Raw genomic sequence first — 26,450 nt, forward strand, 5'->3', positions numbered from 1 at the left:
TTACTTTATACCACTATTTTTTGCTTCAATACTTAAAGTCGCATGTGGCACTGCGCGCAAACGTTCTTTAGGTATCAACTTGCCAGTCTCGCGACAAATTCCGTAAGTTTTATTTTCGATACGGATCAATGCCGATTGCAAGTTCTGAATAAATTTCATCTGGCGTTGTGCTAATTGACCGGCTTCTTCTTTCGACAAAGTCGAAGCACCTTCTTCCAACACTTTGAATGTAGGCGATGTATCAGTCACATCGTTTCCATCCTGATTTGTCATCGAAGCTCTCAGATGTTCATATTCATCTTTAGCTTTAGCCAGTTTGCCCAAAATCAACTCTTTGAATTCGGCCAATTCCTCATCTGTGTATCTTGTTTTTTCGTTCATAGCCTTTAGTTTTATGTTTAAATTTCCTGTTTTTATCTTTTATGAAGATAATAAACTTTTTCAAATTTTCTCTATAGAAATAGCTAAATTATAGTCGTCCATCTCAAGCTCTACGCCATTCTCGACATTTCCTACAGCCACATTATCAGCAAGAACCTGAGTTGCAATATATTCGCCATATTCTTTCACTGCTGTACGGATTTGTTCTGCATCTTCAATTTTCACATTGATGCGGTCTGTTATCTCATAACCGCTCGATTTGCGAAGATTTTGAATACGATTTACCAACTCGCGAGCAATACCTTCGTTGCGTAATTCGTCAGTGATAGTTACGTCTAATGCTACCGTCAATCTACCTTCATTTGCAACTAGCCATCCTGGTATATCTTCCGATATGATTTCAACATCAGCCAATTCGATCGCAGCTTTTTCGCCATCTACGTCTAAGGTATAAGTACCAGCTTTCTCAAATTCAGCAATTGCTGCCTGATCCATATTCTGGATAGCTGCTGCCAATTGTTTCATCACTTTTCCGTAACGTGGCCCTAGTTTTTTAAAGTCAGGCTTAATACGTTTAACCAAGATTCCAGCACCGCTGTCAACATAATTCAACTCTTTTACATTGACTTCGTTCAGCACTAGATCGCGAATAGCTTCTATATCTGTCTGCTGCTTAGTATCAACAACAGGAATCATTATTTGGTTCAGAGGTTGACGAACTTTAATATTTACTTTACGACGAAGTGCCAACACTATTGATGAAAGATCTTGTGCAATCTGCATACGTTCTTCCAACAATTTATCAACTACTGCTTCATCATACTTCGGATAGTCAGCTAGATGCACTGATCCTGCATTCTCAAGACCCGTTGCATTTACCAAATCACAATACAATTTATCCGCATAAAACGGCGATATTGGAGCCATTAGTTTAGATACTGTCACAAGACATGTATATAATGTCTGATAAGCAGCCAATTTATCTTGAGTCATACTTCCACCCCAGAAACGTTTACGATTCAGACGGACGTACCAGTTACTCAAATTATCGTTTACAAATTCAGAGATTGCACGACCAGCTTTTGTAGGTTCATAGTCTGCATAGCATTCGTCAACATATTTCACCAACGAGTTCAGCAACGAAATAATCCAACGATCTATTTCCGGTCTTTCATTTACTGGAATTTCCGCTTCTTCAAATTTGAATCCATCGACATTTGCATACAATGCAAAGAATGAGTATGTATTGTATAATGTCCCGAAGAATTTACGGCGAACTTCTTCAACACCTTCAATATCAAATTTCAAGTTATCCCAAGGCGATGCATTGGTAATCATATACCAACGAAGCGGATCTGAACCATATTTTTCGATAGTAGAGAATGGATCTACAGCATTTCCAAGACGTTTCGACATCTTGTTACCATTCTTGTCCAATACCAATCCATTAGATATCACATTCTTGAAAGATACGTGATCCTTAAACATTGTCGAAATTGCATGAAGCGTAAAGAACCATCCACGAGTCTGATCAACTCCTTCGGCGATGAAGTCGGCAGGATAAACTTTCGAGAAGTCATCTTCACTGATATTCGGGTAGAATACCTGAGCAAATGGCATAGCTCCCGAATCGAACCATACGTCGATCAGGTCTAACTCACGCTTCATCGGTTTACCTGAATCAGATACTAATACTATATCATCGACATACGGGCGGTGCAAATCTATTTTTTCGTAGTTTGCTTTATCCATATTACCTATTTCGAAACCATCCCACGGAAGTTTAGTCATCACACCTGCTGCAATGGCTTTTTCCATTTCTGCATAAAGTTCTTTTACCGAACCGATGCATTTTTCTTCCTGACCATCTTCGGTACGCCATATAGGAAGCGGAGTTCCCCAATAACGACTACGACTCAGATTCCAGTCTTGCAGATTTTCCAACCATTTACCGAAACGGCCAGTACCAGTCGAAGCAGGTTTCCAGTTGATCGTATTGTTCAGCTCCATCATACGCTCACGGCAAGCAGTTGTACGGATAAACCAGCTATCCAATGGATAGTAAAGAATCGGCTTATCTGTTCTCCAGCAGTGTGGGTAGTTGTGGACATGTTTTTCGATACGGAATGCTTTGTTCTGTTGTTTCAACATCACGCTGATATCCACATCCAATGTCGGATCAAGGCTTGTCAGAGTACTGTCATATTCATTCTTGACATATCTTCCGGCAAATTCTTTATATAAATCTACATTTACATTTTCTTTCACATAGTCGGCATCTAATTCTTCTATCAAAAAGAATTTACCTCTCAGGTCAACCATCGGACGAAGATTACCATCTTTATCAACCAGCATTAATCCCGGTACTCCGTTAGCTTTTGCCACGCGCGCGTCATCGGCACCGAATGTAGGTGCAATATGCACTATACCAGTACCATCTTCGGTTGTAACAAAATCGCCGACAATTACTTTAAATGCGCCTTCACCCGGATTCACCCAAGGAATCAGCTGTTCATATTCCATTCCAGCTAACTCTGAACCTTTCCATTCTGCAACAACTTTGAATGGTACAAGTTTGTCTCCTTGATTATAATCTTCCAAAGCCAAGTCTGCAGCTTTATCATTGAACAAAGTATGTAATAAAGCTTTAGCTGCAACTACAGTTTCTTTTTGTCCAGTATACGGATTATAAGTTTGTACAGCTACGTATTCTATTTCCGGTCCTACGGCCAATGCTGTATTCGAAGGAAGCGTCCAAGGAGTTGTCGTCCAGGCCAAAAAGTATGCTTCTCCGAATTGAGCCATCTCAGGTTTCGGAGATTTTATCTTGAACTGAGCAATACAAGTAGTATCTTTTACATCGCGATAACAGCCCGGCTGATTCAACTCGTGCGAGCTCAAGCCAGTACCTGCAGCTGGTGAATATGGCTGTATCGTATATCCTTTGTACAAGAATCCTTTATTATAAAGCTCTTTCAACAAGAACCATAAAGTCTCGATATAACGATTATCGTATGTGATATACGGATCTTTCATATCAACCCAATACCCCATTTCGCGAGTCAACTGCTCCCACTTGTCGGTATATTTCATTACCTCTTTGCGGCAAGCATCGTTGTATTCTTCTACAGTAATCTTTTTACCAATATCTTCTTTTGTGATACCAAGCATTTTTTCGACACCAAGTTCGACTGGTAATCCGTGAGTATCCCATCCCGCCTTACGGTTAACAAGATATCCTTTCATCGTTTTGTAACGACAGAAAATATCTTTGATAGCACGTGCCATCACATGGTGAATACCCGGCATACCATTTGCCGAAGGTGGACCTTCATAAAACACGAAAGAGGGTGCGCCTGCACGCTCATCCAAACTTCTTTGGAAAATGCCTTCAGCATCCCATTTTTTCAATATTTCTTTATTGACTTCCGACAGGTCAAACTTGTTGTATTCTGCAAATTGCTTACTCATATATATTTATATTCTTGTAGTATCTAAAAAATTGACGCAAATATAATATTTTTTAGCCAAAAAACCGAAGTATATTATCTATATATTACATTCTGTAAATACGCTGTATACTAAAAATTGATTGCTATATATGTCTATAAGACATAAAGCGAGCTTCAACACTCTCAAGCAGAAGTAGATAATTTAAAGATTTTATATTAATTTAGTATTTTAAAAACAAAATCATTACTTTTGCCAATCATTCTGAAAATTGACAAAACAAACTCATTGTCTATTTTCGGCAGTAATTATTCAAAAGATAGCGTTCGCAAACATGCATAAAAACCTAGTTATAGTCGAGTCTCCGGCAAAAGCCAAAACCATTGAAAAATTTCTTGGAAAAGATTTTAAAGTCATGTCCAGCTATGGACATATCCGAGATTTGAAGAAAAAAGATCTTGGAATAGATATCGAGCATGATTTCAAACCAGTATACGAAGTCCCTGCTGACAAGAAAAAGGTTGTTGATGAGCTAAAAAAAGCGGCCAAAGAAGCTGATACAGTATGGTTGGCTTCCGATGAAGACCGCGAAGGAGAAGCTATATCTTGGCACTTGTATCAAACTCTTGATTTAGCGAAAAAGGATACAAAACGTATTGCTTTTCACGAAATCACAAAAGATGCTATTCTGAATGCAATAGACAATCCGCGCAACATTGACGTCAATCTGGTAGATGCGCAACAAGCCAGACGTGTGCTTGACCGCATAGTGGGATTCGAGTTATCTCCAATTTTATGGAAGAAAGTCAAGCCCGCATTATCTGCCGGACGTGTACAATCAGTAGCTGTAAAACTGATAGTAGAACGCGAAAAAGAAGTTCAAAGCTTTGTATCTGAAGCATCTTATCGTGTTGTTGCAATCTTCACGAAAGACGTTGACGGACAAAAGCAGGAAATTAAAGCCGAACTAAATAAACGTCTCAGTACGAAAGAAGAGGCAATAGCATTCCTAGAAAAGCTAAAAGAAGCATCTTTCAGTATTGAGAACGTGGAGACCAAAGCCGTTAAGAAATCACCGGCTGCGCCATTCACGACATCAACTTTGCAGCAAGAAGCCTCACGTAAGTTAGGATTTCCGGTATCAGTTACAATGATGGTTGCTCAGAAATTATACGAATCGGGAAAGATTACATATATGCGTACCGACTCGGTAAATCTTTCGTCTTTAGCTCTGAATACAGCACGTCAAGAGATTGAATCTTCGTATGGCAAAAATTACTGCAAAACACGAACATTTGCCACCAAGAGTAAAGGCGCACAAGAAGCCCACGAAGCAATCCGCCCTACTTACATGAGCGAACATACTGTATCAGGAACTGCACAAGAAAAGAAACTATACGAGTTGATCTGGAAACGCACATTGGCTTCGCAAATGGCCGATGCTGAACTAGACAGAACAACAATCACAATAAGCATATCTAATAGCGATATGAAATTCGCTGTTAGCGGAGAAGTTCTTAAATTCGACGGATTCTTACATGTCTATCTTGAAGGCACTGACGACGAAGATATTGACAACGAAGCAAACCTTCTACCTGCAGTTACAGTCAACGAACTATTACAGATGAAGGAAACGACTGCAACAGAACGATTCACTCAGCGTCCGGCTCGTTATACCGAAGCTTCGCTTGTCCGCAAGATGGAAGAACTTGGCATTGGCCGTCCTTCTACATACGCCCCTACAATTTCCACGATTCTGAATCGTGAATATGTAGCAAAATCAAACCTTGAAGGAACTGAGCGTGAATACAATATTCTAACTCTGGCAAACAACAAAATTTCGGATAAGACTAAAACCGAGATCACTGGTGCAGATAAAAACAAGCTTATCCCTACTGATATAGGCATGGTTGTAAACGAGTTCCTGCAAGAATATTTCTCAGGAATCATCGACTACAATTTTACAGCAAATATTGAGAAGAGATTTGACCAAATAGCCGAAGGAAAAGTCGATTGGTCCAAAGCTATAAAAAACTTCTACACGGAGTTCCATCCCATAGTTGAAGCTACGAACAACATGCAAACCGACAAAAAAGTCGGCGAGCGTATTTTAGGTAACGATCCAAAGACAGGCAAACAAGTATCGGTCAAAATCGGTCGTTTCGGACCAATGGTTCAGATAGGCACAACTGAAGATGAAGAAAAACCGACGTTTGCTTCTCTACAAAAAGACCAATCGATAACTACGATCACACTTGACGAGGCTTTGAAATTATTCGATTTGCCTCGCGAGATCGGGATGTTCGAAGACAAGAAAGTAGTAATCGGAGTTGGTCGTTTCGGACCGTACATCAAACATAATAGTATGTTTGTTTCATTACCGAAAGACAAAGATCCATATACGATTACCCTCGAGGAATCAATTCCTCTGATTTTGGATAAACGTAAAAAAGAACAAGAGAAACTGATAAAAACATTTGAGCAAGATGAAAATATTCAGATTCTGAATGGTCGTTTTGGTCCGTATATTTCTTACAATAAAACGAATTACAAGATTCCTAAAACAACAGATCCCAAAACGTTGTCATATGAAGACTGTATGAAGATTATTGAAGAGACAGACAAAAAAGGGACAAAAAAGGGCGCTAAAAAGACGAAAGCAGCATCAAAACCAAAAACAACTACCAAATCAAAAGCAGCTGCTAAGACATCTACCAAAAAGAAAAAAGCTGAATAATATAAGCGATTATGCGCAGAGTATTCAATAATCGAATTTTTGGGGTACTGGTCATTATTGTTGATCTGATTCTGGTATATGCATCTATACTATTGGCATTTGAGATACTAAGGAATTCTCTTGTAGCACTAAATGATAACTACTACGCTTTCACGCAGGTAGCACTATATATAGGAATTGCCTACCTATTGTTGGCACATATTTTCGAACTGGACAAGCCTAAAGATTTCTCTTTTTGGGGTATTGCATATAGTGTTACTCTATCTATTATTGGTCTTTTTTGCATTACAATGGCTTTTAGCTTCTTTGCTAGAGTATTTGCATATCCACGAAGCGTACTAATATTGAGTTCAATATTTCAGGTTACATCAATCACTCTTTGGCATTGGATAACAAATATCATGTATCGTCGTGAGAATCGGAAGAAAACCATTCTCATTATTGGTAAAGAAAATGCAAAGACATTAGCTTATAAACTACTTGAATCGAACAATATGTGGTCGTCGATAAAACACATATGTTCACCATCCAATCCGCGAATAAAGGACTATATTGAAGATTGTAATCTCACTTTTCTGACAGAAGACATAGATGAGAATGAGAAACAGGACATTGTACGCCACTGCGTCGAATTAGATAAGCAAGTTTTGTACGAACCTCGTAACACCGAAATTCTACTATTCAACGCCAATATAACCCAAGTAGACGACACTCCTCTACTAAGTGTTAGACCTCTAGGTTTGCAATCAGCAAATGAATCGACCAAACGCGTAATGGATGTTATAGTAGCATCACTTGGATTGATTGTTTTTATCATACCTTCTACAATAGTATATCTTTGCCTGAAGATTAGTGGAGGTACTGCATTTTTTGTACAAGAACGTGTTACTCGTGGAGGTAAGATATTCAAGATTTACAAGTTTCGTACAATGATTGAAAATGCCGAGGCAAAATCCGGTCCTATGTTAGCTCAAGATAAAGATAATCGAATAACCCGATTCGGACATTTTCTAAGAGCAACACGTTTGGATGAAACGCCTCAAATTTTCAATATTCTGAAAGGCGATATGAGTATCGTTGGCCCTCGTCCAGAGCGACCATTCTTTGTTGAACAATTTAAGCAGGAAATTCCGGAATATGAACTTCGCCACCGAGTAAAAGCCGGATTGACTGGTCTTGCTCAAATACAAGGTAAGTACAACACAACAGTACGAGATAAACTGAAATACGATCTACTATATATCAATGGCTATTCACTGGCATTAGATATTAAGCTTATAATGCAGACCTTGAATATCCTCTTACGCAAGAGTAGTACTGAGGGTATAAAAGAAGTAAAAGATATTGAATCGGAGATCGAAAAACTATATAGAGACTAAAATGAAAGATTTTCAAGAACTCATAAATAAACGCCGTAGTATTCGTAAATTTACTGATCAACTTCTGACACCGGAACAAGTAGAACTTATACTAAAAGCCGGACTAAAATCGCCGTCATCGAAAGGTAAAACGCCGTGGTACTTCTTGGTTGTTGAAGATAAGGAAGCTTTGAAAACCTTATCGAAATGTAAAAGCTCAGCAAAATTAATCGAAGGATGTGCTTTAGCAATCGTAGTACTTGCCGATCCAATCGTCAGTGATGTATGGATTGAGGACGCTTCGATAGCTTCGATTATGATGCAGCTACAAGCTGAGGATCTTGGACTCGGTAGTTGCTGGGTACAAATACGTAATCGTTTTACACCATCGGATACTGAATGCGAACAGTATGTACGAGATATGTTCGATATTCCATATCAGATAGAAGTATTATCGGTAATAGCTTTTGGATACAAGGCTCAAGAACGACCTCCATTTGATGAAGAGAAACTTCAATGGGAGAAAGTTCGCATTGGTAAATTCTAACTATATTAGTTCTTAGTTAACTCAAATACAACAGCAGTTATGGCAAAAGATTCTAACAACGACAAATTATCATACGGACTAGTACTTCTAACATTCGGATTTCTATTCCTACTCGATAAACTAGGTATTTTAGCTCATATTCCTATCAATTATAATTTCCTGAGCGTTAGTGCATTTTTCTTGATAGCAGGTATCATATTTATGCTTACTCAGCCCAAAAGAACACTCAGTTGGGTATTCCTTGTTATAGGTATTTTCCTCAACTTCAATATCTTTTTTGGCTGGCTCAACGCCTACTCAAAATTCTACGTTCCTCTGGCGCTTATAATTGCAGGACTATTTATGGTATTCTCATCTAAGAAAAAATGAAAATAGTATTCATCGGAGCCGGAAATGTAGCTACACACCTAGCTAGTGCAATGGATTCGACTGGATTTGAAATCATTCAGATATTCAGCCAAACAATCGAATCGGCAAAAGCTCTGTCTGAAAAATTAAGCAAAAAGCCAATTTACACTAACCAGATTGATCAGATAGATAACAGAGCTGATTTATATATTTTTTCAATAAAAGACTCTGCTTTACAGCAAGTAGTATCACAGATCAAGCCAAATTCGGGTATTTGGATACACACCGCAGGAAGCATGTCTATCGATCTATTCAGAGGATATGCCAACCGCTTTGGTGTTATTTATCCATTACAAACGTTCAGCAAAAACAAACAAGTAGATTGGACAAATATTCCGATCTTTTTGGAAGCTTCAGATATTGACACGCTTGACGTTCTGAAATCCGTTGCTGGTCAATTGTCAAAGAGCGTATACGAGTTATCGTCCGATAAACGTAAGTATGTACATCTAACAGGTGTATTCGCTTGTAATTTCACTAACTATATGTACAGCGCCTCGGCCGATATACTTCAACAAGCAGGTTTGCCTTTCGAAGTAGCTCTACCGCTGATAGACGAAACTTGTGCTAAGGTGCATACGCTATCGCCGAAAGAGGCACAAACCGGACCTGCAATTAGATTCGACGAGAATGTCATGAACAGACATATCGATCTGATAGAGGATGCTAAACTAAAAGAAATATATCGCCTTATAAGCGAAAAAATTCACGAAAACCATCTTAAGAAATAACAATCATGAGCAGCATAAATTACGATCTTCGAAAAATAAAGGCTATAATCTTTGATGTTGACGGTGTATTGTCAACCGATTGTGTACCCTTGTCGGTAGAAGGAATTCCCATGCGCATGATCAATATAAAAGACGGCTATGCCATTCATCAGGCTGTTAAACGTGGATTCAGCTTGGCAATCATAACCGGCGGAGACACCGAAGCTGTACGCATACGTTTCGAACGTCTGGGCGTTCAGCATATCTATATGAAATCGAGCCACAAGATTAACGACCTCAATGATTATATAGCAAAAACGGGCTTCAAACCCGAAGAAATAGCTTACGTTGGCGACGACATTCCTGACTATCCGGTAATGCAAGCCGTTGGATTACCTATTGCTCCGGCAGATGCTGTAGCCGAAGTGAAGAGTATAGCCAAATACATCTCGCACAAAAAAGGAGGCGAAGGTGTAGCTCGTGACGTTATCGAACAAGTTCTGAAAGCTCAAGATATGTGGATGGATGCCGAAGCTTTCGGCTGGTAATCGGCTACCCTTTCAGCATTTTATAATACTTATCCCAATTATCATACAAGGCTTTCATCGAAGGAAGTACAATGTTAGCACCAGCATCGTATAACGATTGTTCGGTCAATGGACCTGTATTGATTGCTATCGTAAAAATTCCTGCTGCAGCGGCTGCCTCTATCCCACGAGGAGCATTTTCGACAACAATAGCCTGATATGGCTTTAAATCACCAGCTTTCTGCAAGCCTCTCAGATAAGGCTCAGGATGCGGTTTTCCTTGTTTAACATCGAAAGCTGTAACCATTTTAGGACGTTCGAACAATCCCTCGAAACTCTCTGAAATACGATCGATCAATGATGGTTGTCCCGATCCCGTAACAATAACACGTTCCAATCCTTGGCTAGCAACTAACTTTACAAAATCGAGTGCATAAGGTATCAGACTATTATCGTTATACTGGCTGAATAATTCTGATTTACGAGCATATATCGTTTTCTTTTCTTCTTCGGTAGCTGGTCTACCCTTCTCGCGACGAATTAAATGATCTATAGTACTGAGTCCAACCATCCCTTCGTACTGATAAAACTCATCAAAGGTGCTATTAATATCGTATTCGGTCATTGTTTCGTGCCACGATTTAGCATGCCACTTCATAGAATCGAACAAAACACCATCCATATCAAATAATACGGCTTTCAGATCGAAAGCTTCGTAATGATGCTTTTCGAGATACGCTCTAAATATTTCTTCCATCTTTCATTTTTTATTCGACACAAATTTACACAAAATAGACTAGTATATCAACTTTGATAATTTTAACAAAATTTAAAGAAAGTGACACTTGTGTACAGAAAATAGATAATTTTTAGTTGATTATTTTTATTCTATCTACAATTTCATCCTCCTCCAGACATTGTCTTCGATATAGATAAAATTTTCAAAAAACATATTATTTCCAACAAGAATCGATAACAAAAATCAAGCAAATACGACACGAATACTACATTTTTGACATAAATAATAAAATATAACTAACTTTAATTTGCAAGAATAGAAAATTAAAATAACTTTGCATTCAACATCAGTCAAAAACAAGAATTGATAAATTTACAAGTATGACAGTTTTCAGTATCCTCATTAGCATTATTATTCTTCTCTGGTACAAAATCAGGGTGAGTTTTGCTATGTAGTTACTGAATCAGTAATAAAAGAATCGAAAGCCTTTCTCACTCTGTATGTGAGAAGGGCTTTTTTTATTTATAAAACATTAAAAACAAACAACAATGGAAAAGTTATTTATTTTCGACACAACACTGCGAGATGGAGAGCAGGTTCCTGGCTGCCAATTGAATACAATCGAGAAAATCGAAATAGCCAAAGCCCTCGAATCACTCGGAGTTGATGTTATCGAAGCAGGTTTTCCGGTATCGAGCCCGGGAGATTTCAATTCGGTTGTCGAAATATCGAAAGCGGTAACTTGGCCAACAATATGTGCTTTGACCCGTGCCGTTGAGAAAGATATAGATGTTGCGGCCGAAGCACTGAAATACGCAAAAAACAAACGCATACATACCGGAATCGGAACATCCGACTATCACATCAAATATAAATTTAACTCAACACAAGACGAAGTTATCGAGCGTGCAATTGCTGCCGTGAAATATGCTAAACGCTATGTTGAAGATGTTGAATTTTATGCCGAAGATGCTGGTCGTACGGATAATGCTTACTTGGCCCGTGTGGTGCAGGCAGTCATCAATGCAGGTGCTACGGTCGTAAACATTCCCGACACGACAGGCTATTGTCTTCCGACCGAATACGGTGCAAAGATCAAATATTTGATCGATCATGTTGATATGAAAAATGCTATTCTTTCGACACATTGTCACCAGGATTTAGGTATGGCTACAGCCAACTCGATAATGGGTGTATTGAATGGTGCTCGCCAGGTAGAAGTTACGATCAACGGAATTGGCGAACGTGCAGGTAATACGTCATTGGAAGAAGTTGTGATGGCTATAAAGAGCCACAAAGAATTGAATATCGAGACAAATATCAATACCAAGAAAATATATCCTCTTAGCCGTAAGGTGTCGAGCTTGATGAATATGCCTGTTCAGCCTAATAAGGCGATTGTCGGACGAAATGCATTCGCACACTCATCGGGCATTCATCAGGATGGAGTATTGAAAAATCTTTCCACATACGAGATTATTGATCCGAAAGAAGTCGGAATCGATGATAACGCAATTGTATTGACAGCCCGCAGCGGTCGAGCTGCTCTTAAAAACAGAATGCAAATTCTAGGAATCGAGACAAACGAGGACGAATTGGCTGCTATATATGAACGTTTCTTGAATCTTGCCGATAAGAAAAAAGACATTACCGATGAAGATATCTTGATTCTTGCCGGTAAAGAAACAAACAATATGCATCGTATCAAATTAGAATACTTGCAAGTCACTTCGGGTATTGGTATTCGCAATGTAGCATACGTTGGATTAGATATAGCAGGCGAAAAATTCGAAGCTTCATCTACAGGAAACGGACCGGTTGATGCTGCTATCAAAGCAGTGAAAAACATCATCCGCCGTCAAACGACAATACAAGAATTTCTAATTCAAGCTATCAACAAAGGCAGCGACGACATAGGTAAAGTACACATGCAAATCGAATATGAAGGGCAAACATATTACGGTTTCTCGGCCAACACCGATATAGTTGCCGCTTCAGTAGAAGCATTTATAAACGCTATAAACAAATTCGTAAATTAAAACATACAGTATAATAATCATATGAAAACTCTATTCGACAAGATCTGGGATGCACACGTTGTATCTACCGTAACTGATGGACCAACACAGTTATACATCGACAGACATTTCTGTCACGAAGTAACTAGCCCGCAAGCTTTCAACGGACTACGTGCAAGAGGATTGAAAGTATTTCGTCCGCTACAAACAACAATTGTAGCCGACCACAACACACCTACAATCAATCAAGATCAGCCCGTAAAAGACCCGATTTCGAGAAATCAGCTGGATACGCTTGACAAGAATGCTAAAGATTTCGGTATTCCATTTTATTATCCTTTGGGAAATAAAAAGAATGGAGTTGTTCATATCATTGGCCCCGAGAATGGATTTACGCAACCAGGAATGACCATTGTTTGTGGCGACAGCCACACATCAACTCACGGAGCATTCGGAGCAATAGCATTCGGAATCGGAACGAGCGAAGTCGAAATGGTTCTTGCTACTCAATGTATTTTCCAATCTCGCCCAAAAACGATGCGTATCAATTTCGAAGGCAAACTAAAAGCCGGCGTTACAGCAAAAGATGTAGCACTATACATGATATCGAAACTGACTACTGGCGGAGCTACCGGATATTTTGTCGAATATGCAGGAGAAGTTATCCGAAACATGTCGATGGAAGAGCGCATGACACTTTGTAACTTAAGTATCGAAATGGGAGCTCGCGGAGGTATGGTCGCTCCTGATCAAACAACATTCGATTATCTGAAAGGTCGCGAATTTGCGCCTAAATCCGACGAATGGGAAAAAGCTTTAGCCCATTGGAAAACTTTGTTTACCGACGAAGGAGCTAAATTCGACAAAGAACTGACGTTCAGTGCATCTGACATAGATCCGATGATTACATACGGAACAAACCCTGGAATGGGTATGGCTATCAATGATGCAATACCTACTCTGGACGAAGTTGACGAAGCCGGACGTATTTCTTTTCAAAAATCGATGGATTATATGGGCTTCAAACCGGGAGAAAAAGTAGAAGGTAAACAAATCGACTACGTTTTTCTTGGAAGCTGTACCAACGGACGTATCGAAGATTTTCGTATGTTTGCAAACTTCGTAAAAGGTAAAAAGAAAGCAGACAACGTAGTTGCTTGGCTTGTTCCGGGTAGCTGGATGGTTGAGAAGCAAATCCGAGAAGAAGGTCTTTACGATATTCTAAAAGAGGCCGGATTCGAACTTCGTCAACCGGGATGCTCGGCATGTCTTGCAATGAATGATGATAAAGTTCCTGCCGGAAAATATGCAGTATCTACATCCAATCGCAATTTCGAAGGTCGCCAAGGTCCAGGTGCACGAACAGTTCTAGCTGGTCCGCTTGTAGCTGCAGCTGCAGCCGTTACTGGGCGCATAACCGACCCCCGTAAAATCTAATTTTCTGATTCCTTTTAAAACTCAATAAACTATAATGGAAAAGTTTACAACATTGACATCAACATACGTTCCACTTCCGATAGAGAATGTGGATACCGACCAAATTATACCGGCTCGTTTCTTGAAAGCCACTACAAAAGACGGATTCGGAGACAATCTGTTTGCCGACTGGCGTTACGACAAAGAAGGAAATCCTAAAAAGGACTTCGTTCTGAACGATCCAACTTACAGCGGGCAAATCCTTGTAGCAGGTAAAAACTTCGGTAGTGGATCGAGCCGCGAACATGCAGCTTGGGCGGTAGCAGGATATGGTTTCCGTGCAGTAGTATCGAGCTTTTTTGCCGATATATTCCGTAACAATGCACTAAATAACGGCGTACTGCCAGTAGTAGTTTCGCCCGAGTTTTTGTCTGAAGCTTTCGATTCAGTAAATAAAGATCCGAAAGTAAGTTTAACTATCGATCTCGAGAAACAAACTATAACTAATAATGCAACCGGTAAATCAGAATCATTCGAGATAAACTCTTATAAAAAAGAATGCCTCTTGAAAGGTCTTGACGATATAGACTATCTACTTGCCCAAAAAGTAAAAATAGAAGAATACGAACAAAATCGTGAATCATTTTAAATAATCAAACAGATTGAAACCTATGCTCGAAATAATGGACACCACCCTGCGTGACGGAGAACAGACTTCCGGAGTCTCGTTTTCGGGACAGGAAAAGCTGAATATAGCTCGTCTACTCCTCAACGATCTGGGTGTAAACCGCATCGAAATAGCATCGGCACGTGTATCGAATGGCGAATTCAAAACGGTAAAAGATATAGCCGATGTAGCCATCACAACGAATAATATCGACAAAATCGAGATTCTTGGCTTTATCGACAATGGAGAATCCATCAAATGGATACACGAAGCTGGTTGTCGCAATATAAATCTTCTGACAAAAGGTTCCTACTCTCATGTAACCGAACAGTTGCGTAAGACTCCCGAACAACATTTGGAAGATATAAAGCGGGAAATTGCTATTGCACAAGAATACGGCATCGGCGTCAATATATACTTGGAAGATTGGTCGAGAGGGATGAGCAGCTCGGAAGATTATGTTTATTTCTTGATGGATGGTCTGCGCGATCAGCCTATCAAACGATTTATGCTGCCTGATACACTTGGAATCCTCAACCCGCATACTACTTGGAAATTTTGCCGTAAAATGATAAATCGTTATCCTGAACTTCATTTCGATTTTCATGCCCATAACGATTATGATCTGGCTGTAGCAAATACAATGGTAGCTGTAGAAGTAGGAGTAAAAGGTATACACCTGACAATAAATGGATTGGGCGAGCGAGCCGGAAATGCAACAATGTCGAGTGTTATAGCTGTACTGCACGATCAGTTGAAGATAAGAACCAGCATCCGAGAAGATCAAATCAACAATGTTAGTCGTATTGTTGAAGGCTGTTCGGGACAATTGATATCATCCAACCAACCTATAATCGGAAACAATGTATTCACACAATGTGCCGGTATTCATGCTGATGGTGACAACAAGAACAATTTGTATTACAATGAATTGATTCCTGAACGATTCGGACGCCAACGCGAATATGCCCTCGGAAAACTATCGGGCAAGGCCAATATCCGCAAGAATATTGATGCACTAGGTATTCAGTTGACCGAAGAGCAGATGCGAATAATTACCGATCGTGTTATCGAATTAGGTGATAAAAAGGAAATAATCACTCAAAGTGATCTTCCGTTCATCATCAATGACGTTATCCACAATTCGACAGAGCAAAAGATCGAAATCGTCCGATTTCATTCGAGTATTTCGAAAGGTTTACGACCTACTGCTACTGTCAGAATCAGGATCAACGGCGAAGAGTACGAAGACACATCGGCAGGAAAAGGACAATACCATGCATTTTCAAAAGTACTTTGGAAAATTTATTCTAAATTAGCCAAGCCAAAACCGGAATTAGTAAACTACTCGGTTGCTATACCTCCAGGAGGGCGAACTGACGCTTTGGTACAGACAATCATCACATGGAAGTTTAAAGAAAAAGTCTTTAAAACTCATGGTCTTGATGTGGATCAGGTAGAAGCAGCAGTGAAAGCTACTGAGAAAATGTTGAATATAATTGAAGATTTGTAATTTGCATGAGCGTCGATAAAGAGCGTGTAGAATGGATTGATATTGTAAAGGGAATAGGTATTATATGCATAGTGATCGGGCACATCTTCATGCCCAATACATTTATACATAAATCCATGCTCCTATTTAATCTTCCTCTGTTCTTTTTTATGAGTGGATTTCTATACAAAAAGGGACAAAACAGCAGAAGTTTTATAACCAAGAAAGCAAAAAGTCTGCTTATCCCTTATGTTGCAATTTTCTTGTTACTCTATCCATTCGTAACTGTGTTTCTATTTTCGGCAGATTTATCGTTCGAACAATTCAAAACCGATGCATTGTATTATCTCATGAGCGGGATTGAATTACGAAATCGTATGGATCATATTTTTGTTGCAATGTGGTTTATTACTTGCCTTTTCTTGGTACAAGTTCTTTATCACTTTATGCACAAGCTGCTATCTGAAAAGCAGGTACATATAGTAACCCTTATCATGCTCGTAGCTGGATATTATGTTTCGACAAATTATAAATATTTTTTCATGTACTGGTCAGCGCAGAATATACTTGCAGCACTACCCTTGTATCATGTAGGATACACGATAAAGCAGAATATGAATGTACTGAACAAATATACAATCGTATATTATCTGGCAGGAACACTTTCTCTACTGAGCTTGTTTGTTTTACCTAAGAATATGTACGATATATTGGTTAATAACTACGGAATACCCGTTCTTACTTTGGCTTGTTGCACAATTGTTATCGTTATGATAATCTATATATCTAAGTTTATTATGGATTATAAAATCTTATCCATACCACTTCAACATATAGGTCAAGCATCGTTAACAATCATGGCCTTCCATTTACCGCTTTATGCTTTTTTGTGGAAGTACTTTCAACTAAGTTCGGCAATAGCTATTCCGCTAATGATTATATTACCTTTTCTGCTTCATCAAGCGTTCAACCAGTTCAGAATAACTAAATTCCTATTTTTAGGAAAAACATTTCGTAAAAAAGCGATAATCAACTAATAAAAAACAATTATAATCATGAAGCTTAACATTGCTGTACTACCGGGCGACGGAATAGGCCCCGAAATTGTAAAACAAGCACTTCGTGTAACCGAAGCTGTATGTAAGAAATTCAATCACGAACTGGAATACAAATATGGCATCGTTGGAGCTTGTGCTATCGATCAGGTTGGCAATCCTTACCCTGACGAAACACACGAATTGTGTATGAAATCCGATGCTGTATTGTTCGGAGCAATCGGAGATCCCAAATTTGACAACGACCCATCAGCCAAAGTTCGTCCTGAACAAGGATTGCTGGCTATGCGTAAAAAATTAGGTTTGTATGCAAATCTTCGTCCAGTAACTACGTTCCCTTCACTTATACATAAATCGCCACTCAGATCAGACCTTGTTGAAGGAGCTGATTTCATGTGCGTCCGCGAATTGACCGGAGGTTTGTATTTCGGTCGTCCGCAAGGAAGAAGTGAAGATGGCAATACAGCTTATGATACTTGTATCTATACACGCGAAGAAGTTGAACGTATCCTTCATCTGTCGTATAAATACGCACGTATGCGTCGCAAAAAGCTGACTGTAGTCGACAAAGCAAATGTATTGTCTACATCTCGTCTGTGGCGACAAGTAGCACAAGAAATCGAAAGACAATATCCTGATGTAGAAACAGAATATATGTTTGTTGACAATGCTGCTATGCAGATTATACAATGGCCGAAACGTTTCGATGTATTGGTTACTGAAAACTTATTCGGAGATATCCTTACCGACGAAGCCTCTGTTATTACAGGATCTTTAGGTATGTTACCATCGGCATCTATCGGCATACACACTTCGGTATTCGAACCTATTCACGGATCATATCCTCAGGCAGCAGGAAAAAATATTGCAAATCCATTAGCTACAATTCTTTCAGCAGCAATGATGTTCGAATATGCATTCAATCTTCAAGAAGAAGGTGCACTTATTCGCAAGGCTGTCGATGCATCAATGCAAGCACGTATCGTAACCGAAGATATTGCTTTAGGCGACAAAGCCCATTCGACCAGCGATGTTGGCGACTGGATAGTAAACTATATCAACCAATAAATGAAGTTAAAAAGATCGGATTTTTTCCGATCTTTTTTTATCTTTATAAGGAACGCTAAAACTTTGAGGCTATGAACAATATTGCATACGAAGCCCGTGCTGAATTTTTAGAAGGTTCAGCTGATATAGGAGTACTTGTTATCCACGGATTTACTGGTGCAACCCAAAGTATGAGACCAATAGCATATGCACTAAACAAACAAGGTTATACTGTGAGTATGCCCCGATTGGCCGGGCATGGCACTTCTGCCCAAGAAATGGTTACAACCGGTTATCAGGATTGGATCAATTCGGCAGAAGAAGCCTATCACCAACTTCGAGAGAAAGTGAAAAATGTATATGTATTTGGTCTATCAATGGGAGGGACCTTATCGCTTTACTTAGCTCAGAAGTATGATCTAAAAGGAATTATTACAGTAAATGCGATAGTAGTAATGCCCGAAGAGTTTAATCAAGTAATCAATAATCCTCAAATACCCGACTTTATTGGAGGAATAGGCTCGGATATAAAAAAAGAAGGAATGAAAGAATGGGCATACCCTCAGACACCTAAAAAGAGTATTATCGAAATGGCCAAACTCTGTGAGATTATTCGTGATAAGCTCAATGATATCAAGCAGCCCATACTTATTTTCAAATCGTTAGAAGATCACGTAGTGCCTCCTACAAATCAGAATTACATTTTCGATCATATAGGAAGTTCCATCAGCACGTTGATTGATCTTCAAAACAGTTATCATGTTGCAACCCTAGATAACGATGCGCCATTTATCATCGAAAGTACTATCAAGTTTATAGACAAAACAAGCAACTTATAAAAACTTCGAAACGACTCTTAGTTTTACAGACAATAAGGCATTGATAAAATGCCTTATTTTTTATACTTTTGGGACTTATTATAATTTAGTCTAAATGACACTCAAAGGCGCATTCGAAAATTTCCTAGTATGGAGGACAAAGAATATAAAACCAAATCAATTTATACTTTTTGTCAGCTTTCTTGTTGGGATACTTACAGCTTTGGCTGCATATATCCTGAAATCGTTAATACATTTTATTCAACACTTGCTGACGAGCAACCTATCTGAAAATTTCAATATTCTATATCTGGTTTTCCCCGTTCTGGGTATTTTGATAGCTGGCCTATATGTCAAATACATCGTGAAAGATGACATAAGCCATGGTATTACCAAAATACTATATGCGATATCGCAACGAAAAAGTTTTATCAAACTTCACAATGTCTATTCATCGGTTGTAGCCAGTGCAATAACCATCGGATTCGGGGGATCGGTAGGAGCCGAGGCTCCAATTGTATTAACAGGTTCGGCCATTGGCTCAAATCTAGGTCGCCTATTCAAACTCGAATCGAAATATCTGATGTTGATGATTGGCTGTGGAGCTGCCGGTGCTATTGCCGGAATCTTTAAGGCGCCAATAACAGGTCTGGTATTCGTTATCGAAGTACTGATGCTTGACCTGACTCTGTTCACGGTACTACCTCTGCTTGTATCTTCAGTAACAGCCGCTACATTCTCCTATCTGACAATGGGTACAAAAGCGATGTTCGACTACTCGCATAGCGATGCTTTTCTGATGGAACGTATCCCTTACGTGATTCTTTTAGGAATTTTCTGCGGATTTGTATCGCTCTATTTTACCAGATCGATGATTTGGATAGAAGGGAAATTCAAACGCCTTACCTATTGGAAGAAATTCTGCTTAGGAGCTTGCATCCTTAGTACATTGATATTTCTTCTACCTCCATTATATGGTGAAGGTTATAATACAATAAACACACTGATAGACGGAAGCAATGATTACGGTTCAATCCTTTTCGGTAGCTTCTTTTATCAATACAAAGATCACAGCTGGAGTATAGCAATATTTTTAGGTGCTGTACTGCTTATGAAAGTATTTGCTACATCTGCCACCAATGGTGGAGGCGGAACGGGTGGTACATTCGCGCCTTCCCTTTTCGTTGGATGTATTGCTGGATTCTTATTCTCATACATACTGAATAAAACTGGGATGTTCACTCATTTATCGGTACAAAACTTTGCCCTTATGGGTATGGCCGGAGTTATGGCTGGAGTTATGCATGCCCCGCTTACGGGTACATTCCTTATTGCCGAGCTTACTGGTGGATATGAATTGTTCTTGCCCTTATTGATTGTATCGGGTGCGGCTTATTTCACAATTAAATTGTTCGAATCGCATAGTATTTACTCAATGCGTCTGGCTCAGAAAGGAGAACTGTTAACTCACCAAAAGGATAAAGCTATTCTTACACTGATGAATAATGAGAGTTTGCTCGAAACTCATTTTCAGGTAGTGAAGCCAGAGATGTCATTAGGTGATATGGTGAAAGTAATAGCTACGTCGAGTCGTAATATTTTCCCTGTAGTAGATGACAACAACTACCTGAAAGGTGTTGTTCTGATGGATAATATAAGGAATATCATGTTCCGTCCAGAATTATATAATCGCTTTAAAGTTAATAATTTCATGACCGAACCTCCTGCCATTATATCGATGGGAATGCCTATGGAGAAGGTTATGAGAATTTTTGACGATACCAAAGCATGGAACTTGCCGGTAGTAGACGAGAAGGGAGTTTATCTGGGATTCATTTCCAAGTCAAGTATCCTTAACGTTTATCGAGAGGTACTTGTCGATAACTTTACTGAAGAATAAAAAGAAAAATGGATAAAAAAGATCTGAAAATAGTTTTCATGGGAACGCCCGATTTTGCGGTCGAGAGTCTTCGTATCCTTGTCGAAAACAATTACAATATTGTCGGAGTAATAACAATGCCCGACAAACCTGCCGGACGTGGTCATAAATTACAGCATTCGGCTGTAAAAAAATATGCTTTAGAAAATAATCTTCCTCTTCTTCAACCTGAAAAATTGAAAGATGAAGATTTCCTTACAGCATTAAAAGCATGGAATGCTGATCTACAAATTGTAGTTGCTTTCCGTATGCTTCCAGAGGTGGTATGGAATATGCCTCGCCTAGGAACATTCAATTTACACGGGTCTTTGCTACCTCAGTATCGCGGAGCTGCTCCAATCAATTGGGCTATAATGAATGGTGATACCGAAACCGGTGTTACAACCTTCTTCTTAACTCACGAAATTGATACGGGAAAAATCATCCTTTCAGAAAGAGTTCCAATTGGGGAAAATGATAATGCTGGAAAGATTCACGACGAATTGATGCACATAGGTGCTAAGCTAGTGAAGCAGACTGTTGATCTTGTGCTAGAAGACAAAGTGGAAGCAATAGCTCAAGAGCAGTTGTACACAGACGAAAATCAGCTGAAAGCTGCGCCCAAAATATTCAAAGACACTTGCCGCATCAATTGGAATAAATCTCCAAAAGACATACACAACCATATTCGTGGACTATCTCCCTACCCTGCTGCATGGACTGAATTGCATGGCGACAAAACAGAACCGCAATTGGTGAAAATATACAGTTCGCAATGGTCATGTTCCGAAATACAGCACCCAATAGGAAGTATCATAACAGATAACAAAACATTCCTTCACGTTGCGTGTTCAGGAGGAATTATAGATGTATTGGAACTGCAATTCGCCGGTAAACGCGCTATGAAGATTGGTGAGATACTAAATGGTTTTAAATTTGATGAGAATATGAAATTCATCTAAATCTCTGTAATGTTTCGATCATACATACCATCATCAGTAAAGTACAATTGGAAATTTGGACTTGCATTGATAGTGATTCTCACTATTGCACGTTTTATTCTTGTGATTGATGCAAACATAACAAAGAGCTATCATACTGCGTCAATAATCTTTCTGATAATGATTATACTTCCTTTCCTTATATTAAATAAATCAGGAAGGAAGACTATCGGCATAATTAAACCTAAAAGCTTTCTCTGGCTCATATCATCATTAGTTATAGGCATAGCGATTTCCTCAATAACATATCTTATATTTTGTATATTATATGATGACTCTATAAGTAACAGCTTTGTTTATATTGCACAATCTTATGCTATTGATGGATTAAATGATCAGAACCGACTTCTTATATTTTTAATATTATGTCCTTCAGTAATGACATTTAGCCCTTTCGGCGAAGAATTATTCTACAGAGGATTGGTACATGGAAGCTTTGTATCTGAATTTGGAGAAAAGCGAGCATCAATATTCGACAGTCTGGCTTTTGCTATAGCGCATTTACCTCACTTTGGATTAATATATACTCTAGAAAAAGGAATAACTTTATTGTTTATACCAGCCTTGGTTTGGATGTGCTGCATGTACTTTTTAAGCCGTGCTTTTTTCTATTGCAAGCAAAAGTCCGGATCTATTCTAGGAGCGATAATTGCTCATGCCGGATTCAATATTGCCATGACATATTGGATCATCTATCATATACTTTAAATTATCATTTTCTCTTAAAACCTCAGTTACAATGCAAAAAGTTATAAAAGCAACCAACTTAGATCAGGATTTATCGAATGTTATTTCTCAACATAAATTCGACAAAATCTTCATTCTTACGGACGAACATACCGAAAAGCTATGTTATCCATTAGTTGCCAACAATAAATACATTGCTCAGGCTGAGAAAATTGTAATTCCTTCGGGTGAAAAATACAAAAGTATAGAAACACTCAGCAATATATGGATGTTCTTATCGCAAAACGATGGAACGCGTCATTCGCTACTTATCAATCTCGGAGGAGGCCTACTAACCGACATCGGAGGATTTGCTGCTGCAACCTTCAAAAGAGGGATCAAATGCATTAATATTCCAACCACTTTACTTGGAGCAGTTGATGCTGCCGTAGGTGGAAAAACCGGAATCAATTTTAATGAATTGAAGAATGAAATCGGAGCTTTTGCTCCGGCTGATGCTGTTCTGATCGACTCGGTATTCTTTCGTTCACTAGATCATAAGAACCTGCTATCGGGCTATGCCGAAATGCTAAAACACAGCTTGCTCGATAATCGAGAGGAATGGAAATCGATTATATCATTCGATACTGAAGAGATTGACTATGACAAATTGAAACAGCTCACAGTTAATTCAGTTTTAGTGAAAGAGCGGATTGTCGAAGAAGACCCTTTCGAAAAAGGTATACGCAAAGCACTGAATCTTGGTCATACGATTGGTCATGCATTCGAAAGCTTATCGCACAAAAAAGAGAAACCTATTCATCATGGCTACGCTGTAGCATGGGGAATTATTTGCGAGTTATACTTATCAAGTAAATACTGCGGTTTCCCGAAAGATGAATTATACAAAACTGTATATTTCATCAAGGATAACTACGAAGGTTTTATGTTCGATTGTGACGATTACGAGCAATTGTATGAATACATGAAACACGACAAAAAGAATGAATCGACTGAAAAAATCAACTTCACATTTCTATCCGATATCGGCAAAATAGAAATTAATCAATCGGCAACTAAAGAAGATATCTTCGAATCAATTGACTTTTTGCGTGAAAGTGTAGGCCTATAATTCTCAAGAAGATACTGCCTGCTCGAAAGACTCCAGATTGATTCTTTCTCCTGCCAACCACAATACGTCTCCTTCTTCAATATTGGTTGTCGCTGAAAACGATTCGAGACTAGTCCCTACTCTATCAATTCCAACAATAGCACAATGTGCTTTTTCTTTGATATGAGAATCTTTGATGGCAACGCCCACCAAGGGTGAACCTTCTTTTATAAGATATTGAGAAATCTCAACTTTGTGTCGGTTCTTCAAATACTCGTGTTCCGAAGGAAGATCTGATTTTACTTTCTCTATCTCTGCCTCGAATTTCTGTATCTCACTATCCGTTCCCGCTATTACCAATTCATCGAATGGATATATACGTATTTTACCATCAGGAATATTAATTCTTTCGCGTCCACGGTCGATACTGATCACATCTACTCCTATCTTTTGTTTGAAATTCAGTTCGGATAAGGTTTTTCCAATCAATTTTGAGTTCTGGGGTACAGCTATTCTTTCGATATGAATATTCTTATTCAGCATGGCTTCTCGAGTCTGATGACTAACCGAAGCTAATTGCTCTCTGATAATTTCATTCGAATTCAGATTTTCGAAGAAATGCTGTTCCATTTTTTCCGAACGTGAACTGAAACCTTCTGATAATGTGATGACAATCACAACAACAATTGCAACGATAAGAAGTACTCCAAACATCCTAGGGAATAGAGGTATAAGCACCAATAAGATAAGTAAAACACAAGGCAATACTCTCAGAAGATTCAGTATAATCAAAGCACCTTTATTAAAGGTACTATTTTGCCACAATTCTTCAGTATCCTTAGTTTTTCGATGCCGCTTTATAATAGCACTCATAAACGGTGACATAAACAATAACGTTATCGCAGCCGATAATACAGTTCCCCATATACCAGGTAAAAGATCGCGAAGTATTGGAATTAGAAATTTCTGTGAAAGCAGAAGAACAGCAAATGCCAATGTAAAATATATTACAATCGTTATAGCTAAATCTTTCAAAACAGAGCTCCAACCTTTATTATTAGTTATATTCTTCGTAGTCGTAGCCGAATAACCCTCTATGATACGTGTCCATCTCTTAGGTACAATTTTCTCTACTCCGTTATATATGGATGACGAATATCGTATTAAATGAGGAGAAATAAACATTGTAATAACTGCCACACAAACAATCACAGGATAAAGGAAATCACTCAAGACTCCTAGTTTTATACCTAGTGTAGCAATGATGAACGAAAACTCTCCGATCTGTGTCATACAAAGGCCAGACTGGACAGCTACTTTCAAGCTTTCACCAGAAATAAGTATACCTGCCGAACTCAAAATAAAACGACAAATAATAAATACGACTGCTAATAGTAAAATAAGTGACGTATATTCCAGTATAACGTTAGGAACTATCATCATCCCAACCGAAACGAAGAAGATAGCAGCAAATAGATTTTTAACCGACTGCATGATCGAACTGATACGTTTCGAATCAATTGTTTCGGACAGAATAGACCCCATAAGGAATGCTCCAAGAGCTGAAGAAAATCCGACCGAAGTAGCAAACAACACCATACCCAGACACAATCCAATAGATACGATAAGCAAAGTCTCATCGTTCAAATACTTTCTGAATTTTTTGAATAGTGGTGGGATGATATAGATTCCTCCGATAAACCAAACCAAGATAAAAAAGACGAGTACTAGTATTTTCTCAGCAAATTCGCTTCCTTCGAAATGTTGACTAATTGCTAATGTAGGTAATAATACCATTATCAGAATTGTACCAAGATCCTCGACGACAAGCATGCTAAATACAATTCCGGCAAATTTCTTCTTTGCCAGCCCCATATCGGTCAGAGTCTTTATAATGATGGTTGTAGATGACATTGACAACATACAACCCAGAAAAAGGCTTTGTGTATTTCCCCACCCTAGCATTTGTCCGAGCGTATGCCCAATAGCAATCATGCCGATCATATTTATGGAAGTTGCGATAAAGGCGGTTCCACCCACAGCAACTAGCTTTTTGAGACTGAAATCCAAACCTAAGGTAAATAGCAAGAAAATAACTCCGATATCAGCCCAAGCATTAATATTCTGAACATCGACAACCGATGGAAGAAATACGAAATGTGGACTTATAAGAAATCCGGCAACAATATATCCTAATACAACTGGTTGTTTAATAGCCTTGAAAACAACCGTTACTACTCCGGCGGTAATAAGTATAATAACTAGATCGTGAAGTAATTTTGATGATTCGTCCATATTACCAATTTATTGAGTTTTCAGAAGATGGTAACAATACGACCTGATGATGACTGTATTGCAGAATCTACTTTGGATACACAAAATTA

21 protein-coding genes are annotated in these 26,450 nt (G+C 38.8%); 17 read left to right on the forward strand and 4 right to left on the reverse strand.

The genetic code is table 11. The annotated features are described in order from the left end of the window. The gene (locus C1A06_RS04225; protein ID WP_101688994.1) at positions 1 to 381 is read right to left on the reverse strand and encodes a TraR/DksA family transcriptional regulator; all 381 of its coding nucleotides are present in this window, start codon (positions 379 to 381) and stop codon (positions 1 to 3) included. Positions 382 to 441: 60 nt separating this feature from the next. Beyond that, positions 442 to 3,852: an isoleucine--tRNA ligase gene (gene ileS / locus C1A06_RS04230; protein WP_101688995.1), complete on the reverse strand. Its 3,411-nt coding sequence runs from the start codon at positions 3,850 to 3,852 to the stop codon at positions 442 to 444. 313 nt (positions 3,853 to 4,165) lie between these two features. Between ileS and topA the strand changes: the two genes are divergently transcribed. From topA to C1A06_RS04260, 6 genes are read left to right on the forward strand one after another with little or no spacing between them, the layout of a single operon-like run. Continuing rightward, positions 4,166 to 6,568, forward strand: a complete 2,403-nt coding sequence (topA, locus tag C1A06_RS04235) for a type I DNA topoisomerase (protein ID WP_101688996.1) — start codon at positions 4,166 to 4,168, stop codon at positions 6,566 to 6,568. An 11-nt stretch (positions 6,569 to 6,579) separates the two neighbouring features. Beyond that, on the forward strand, positions 6,580 to 7,947 hold the full coding sequence (locus tag C1A06_RS04240) for a sugar transferase (protein WP_101688997.1): 1,368 nt from the start codon (positions 6,580 to 6,582) through the stop codon (positions 7,945 to 7,947). 1 nt (position 7,948) lies between these two features. Continuing rightward, positions 7,949 to 8,473, forward strand: coding sequence for a nitroreductase family protein (locus C1A06_RS04245; protein WP_101688998.1), 525 nt, complete (start codon positions 7,949 to 7,951; stop codon positions 8,471 to 8,473). Positions 8,474 to 8,512: 39 nt separating this feature from the next. Next, positions 8,513 to 8,842: a LiaF transmembrane domain-containing protein gene (locus tag C1A06_RS04250; protein ID WP_101688999.1), complete on the forward strand. Its 330-nt coding sequence runs from the start codon at positions 8,513 to 8,515 to the stop codon at positions 8,840 to 8,842. Next, on the forward strand, positions 8,839 to 9,612 hold the full coding sequence (locus C1A06_RS04255) for a Rossmann-like and DUF2520 domain-containing protein (protein WP_101689000.1): 774 nt from the start codon (positions 8,839 to 8,841) through the stop codon (positions 9,610 to 9,612). The genes C1A06_RS04250 and C1A06_RS04255 overlap by 4 nt, the downstream gene beginning before the upstream one ends. A gap of 5 nt (positions 9,613 to 9,617) precedes the next feature. Beyond that, positions 9,618 to 10,139, forward strand: coding sequence for a KdsC family phosphatase (locus C1A06_RS04260; protein ID WP_101689001.1), 522 nt, complete (start codon positions 9,618 to 9,620; stop codon positions 10,137 to 10,139). Positions 10,140 to 10,143: 4 nt separating this feature from the next. On the opposite strand, the gene C1A06_RS04265 is transcribed toward C1A06_RS04260, so the two are convergent. Next, on the reverse strand, positions 10,144 to 10,875 hold the full coding sequence (locus tag C1A06_RS04265; protein WP_101689002.1) for an inorganic diphosphatase: 732 nt from the start codon (positions 10,873 to 10,875) through the stop codon (positions 10,144 to 10,146). 530 nt (positions 10,876 to 11,405) lie between these two features. On the opposite strand from C1A06_RS04265, the gene C1A06_RS04270 reads away from it, so the two are divergent. From C1A06_RS04270 to aroB, 11 genes are all read left to right on the forward strand, one after another. Next, the gene (locus tag C1A06_RS04270; protein WP_101689003.1) at positions 11,406 to 12,896 is read left to right on the forward strand and encodes a 2-isopropylmalate synthase; all 1,491 of its coding nucleotides are present in this window, start codon (positions 11,406 to 11,408) and stop codon (positions 12,894 to 12,896) included. Between the two features lie 21 nt (positions 12,897 to 12,917). After that, on the forward strand, positions 12,918 to 14,312 hold the full coding sequence (gene leuC / locus C1A06_RS04275) for a 3-isopropylmalate dehydratase large subunit (RefSeq protein ID WP_101689004.1): 1,395 nt from the start codon (positions 12,918 to 12,920) through the stop codon (positions 14,310 to 14,312). 34 nt (positions 14,313 to 14,346) lie between these two features. Further along, entirely contained in the window at positions 14,347 to 14,940 is a 594-nt protein-coding gene (gene leuD, locus C1A06_RS04280; RefSeq protein ID WP_101689005.1) for a 3-isopropylmalate dehydratase small subunit, read from the forward strand. A 22-nt stretch (positions 14,941 to 14,962) separates the two neighbouring features. Beyond that, positions 14,963 to 16,471: a hydroxymethylglutaryl-CoA lyase-like TIM-barrel protein gene (locus C1A06_RS04285; protein WP_101689006.1), complete on the forward strand. Its 1,509-nt coding sequence runs from the start codon at positions 14,963 to 14,965 to the stop codon at positions 16,469 to 16,471. Positions 16,472 to 16,476: 5 nt separating this feature from the next. Further along, positions 16,477 to 17,487 carry an acyltransferase family protein gene (locus C1A06_RS04290; protein ID WP_101689007.1) on the forward strand — a complete coding sequence of 337 codons (1,011 nt, stop codon included), beginning with the start codon at positions 16,477 to 16,479 and terminating at the stop codon, positions 17,485 to 17,487. A gap of 18 nt (positions 17,488 to 17,505) precedes the next feature. Further along, positions 17,506 to 18,573, forward strand: coding sequence for a 3-isopropylmalate dehydrogenase (gene leuB / locus C1A06_RS04295; RefSeq protein WP_101689008.1), 1,068 nt, complete (start codon positions 17,506 to 17,508; stop codon positions 18,571 to 18,573). A 71-nt stretch (positions 18,574 to 18,644) separates the two neighbouring features. After that, the gene (locus tag C1A06_RS04300) at positions 18,645 to 19,391 is read left to right on the forward strand and encodes an alpha/beta hydrolase (RefSeq protein ID WP_101689009.1); all 747 of its coding nucleotides are present in this window, start codon (positions 18,645 to 18,647) and stop codon (positions 19,389 to 19,391) included. Between the two features lie 94 nt (positions 19,392 to 19,485). Continuing rightward, positions 19,486 to 21,270 (forward strand): chloride channel protein, encoded by a 1,785-nt coding sequence (locus C1A06_RS04305; protein ID WP_101689010.1) that lies wholly within the window; start codon positions 19,486 to 19,488, stop codon positions 21,268 to 21,270. An 8-nt stretch (positions 21,271 to 21,278) separates the two neighbouring features. Then, positions 21,279 to 22,250, forward strand: coding sequence for a methionyl-tRNA formyltransferase (gene fmt, locus C1A06_RS04310; RefSeq protein WP_101689011.1), 972 nt, complete (start codon positions 21,279 to 21,281; stop codon positions 22,248 to 22,250). A gap of 9 nt (positions 22,251 to 22,259) precedes the next feature. Then, positions 22,260 to 22,997, forward strand: a complete 738-nt coding sequence (locus tag C1A06_RS04315; RefSeq protein ID WP_101689012.1) for a CPBP family intramembrane glutamic endopeptidase — start codon at positions 22,260 to 22,262, stop codon at positions 22,995 to 22,997. Positions 22,998 to 23,028: 31 nt separating this feature from the next. Further along, a complete protein-coding gene (gene aroB / locus C1A06_RS04320; protein ID WP_101689013.1) occupies positions 23,029 to 24,087 on the forward strand; it encodes a 3-dehydroquinate synthase in 1,059 nt (352 codons plus the stop codon). A 3-nt stretch (positions 24,088 to 24,090) separates the two neighbouring features. On the opposite strand, the gene C1A06_RS04325 is transcribed toward aroB, so the two are convergent. Beyond that, positions 24,091 to 26,361 carry a monovalent cation:proton antiporter family protein gene (locus C1A06_RS04325; protein ID WP_101689014.1) on the reverse strand — a complete coding sequence of 757 codons (2,271 nt, stop codon included), beginning with the start codon at positions 26,359 to 26,361 and terminating at the stop codon, positions 24,091 to 24,093. Between the last annotated feature and the right edge of the window lie 89 nt (positions 26,362 to 26,450).

Origin of the sequence: Dysgonomonas massiliensis, assembly GCF_900240225.1 — a bacterium.
In the GTDB taxonomy this organism is placed as follows: Bacteria; Bacteroidota; Bacteroidia; order Bacteroidales; family Dysgonomonadaceae; genus Dysgonomonas; species Dysgonomonas massiliensis.

Bases quoted from the DNA above. Each gene is read 5' to 3' on its own strand.
- C1A06_RS04305 (WP_101689010.1), top strand. From the start codon at position 19,486: ATGACACTCAAAGGCGCATTCGAAAATTTCCTAGTATGGAGGACAAAG.
- C1A06_RS04260 (WP_101689001.1), top strand. From the start codon at position 9,618: ATGAGCAGCATAAATTACGATCTTCGAAAAATAAAGGCTATAATCTTT.
- C1A06_RS04315 (WP_101689012.1), top strand. From the start codon at position 22,260: ATGTTTCGATCATACATACCATCATCAGTAAAGTACAATTGGAAATTT.
- leuC (WP_101689004.1), top strand. From the start codon at position 12,918: ATGAAAACTCTATTCGACAAGATCTGGGATGCACACGTTGTATCTACC.
- ileS (WP_101688995.1), bottom strand. From the start codon at position 3,852: ATGAGTAAGCAATTTGCAGAATACAACAAGTTTGACCTGTCGGAAGTC.
- C1A06_RS04325 (WP_101689014.1), bottom strand. From the start codon at position 26,361: ATGGACGAATCATCAAAATTACTTCACGATCTAGTTATTATACTTATT.
- C1A06_RS04255 (WP_101689000.1), top strand. From the start codon at position 8,839: ATGAAAATAGTATTCATCGGAGCCGGAAATGTAGCTACACACCTAGCT.
- leuD (WP_101689005.1), top strand. From the start codon at position 14,347: ATGGAAAAGTTTACAACATTGACATCAACATACGTTCCACTTCCGATA.
- topA (WP_101688996.1), top strand. From the start codon at position 4,166: ATGCATAAAAACCTAGTTATAGTCGAGTCTCCGGCAAAAGCCAAAACC.
- fmt (WP_101689011.1), top strand. From the start codon at position 21,279: ATGGATAAAAAAGATCTGAAAATAGTTTTCATGGGAACGCCCGATTTT.
- leuB (WP_101689008.1), top strand. From the start codon at position 17,506: ATGAAGCTTAACATTGCTGTACTACCGGGCGACGGAATAGGCCCCGAA.
- C1A06_RS04245 (WP_101688998.1), top strand. From the start codon at position 7,949: ATGAAAGATTTTCAAGAACTCATAAATAAACGCCGTAGTATTCGTAAA.
- C1A06_RS04300 (WP_101689009.1), top strand. From the start codon at position 18,645: ATGAACAATATTGCATACGAAGCCCGTGCTGAATTTTTAGAAGGTTCA.
- C1A06_RS04270 (WP_101689003.1), top strand. From the start codon at position 11,406: ATGGAAAAGTTATTTATTTTCGACACAACACTGCGAGATGGAGAGCAG.
- C1A06_RS04290 (WP_101689007.1), top strand. From the start codon at position 16,477: ATGAGCGTCGATAAAGAGCGTGTAGAATGGATTGATATTGTAAAGGGA.
- C1A06_RS04265 (WP_101689002.1), bottom strand. From the start codon at position 10,875: ATGGAAGAAATATTTAGAGCGTATCTCGAAAAGCATCATTACGAAGCT.
- aroB (WP_101689013.1), top strand. From the start codon at position 23,029: ATGCAAAAAGTTATAAAAGCAACCAACTTAGATCAGGATTTATCGAAT.
- C1A06_RS04285 (WP_101689006.1), top strand. From the start codon at position 14,963: ATGCTCGAAATAATGGACACCACCCTGCGTGACGGAGAACAGACTTCC.
- C1A06_RS04225 (WP_101688994.1), bottom strand. From the start codon at position 381: ATGAACGAAAAAACAAGATACACAGATGAGGAATTGGCCGAATTCAAA.
- C1A06_RS04240 (WP_101688997.1), top strand. From the start codon at position 6,580: ATGCGCAGAGTATTCAATAATCGAATTTTTGGGGTACTGGTCATTATT.
- C1A06_RS04250 (WP_101688999.1), top strand. From the start codon at position 8,513: ATGGCAAAAGATTCTAACAACGACAAATTATCATACGGACTAGTACTT.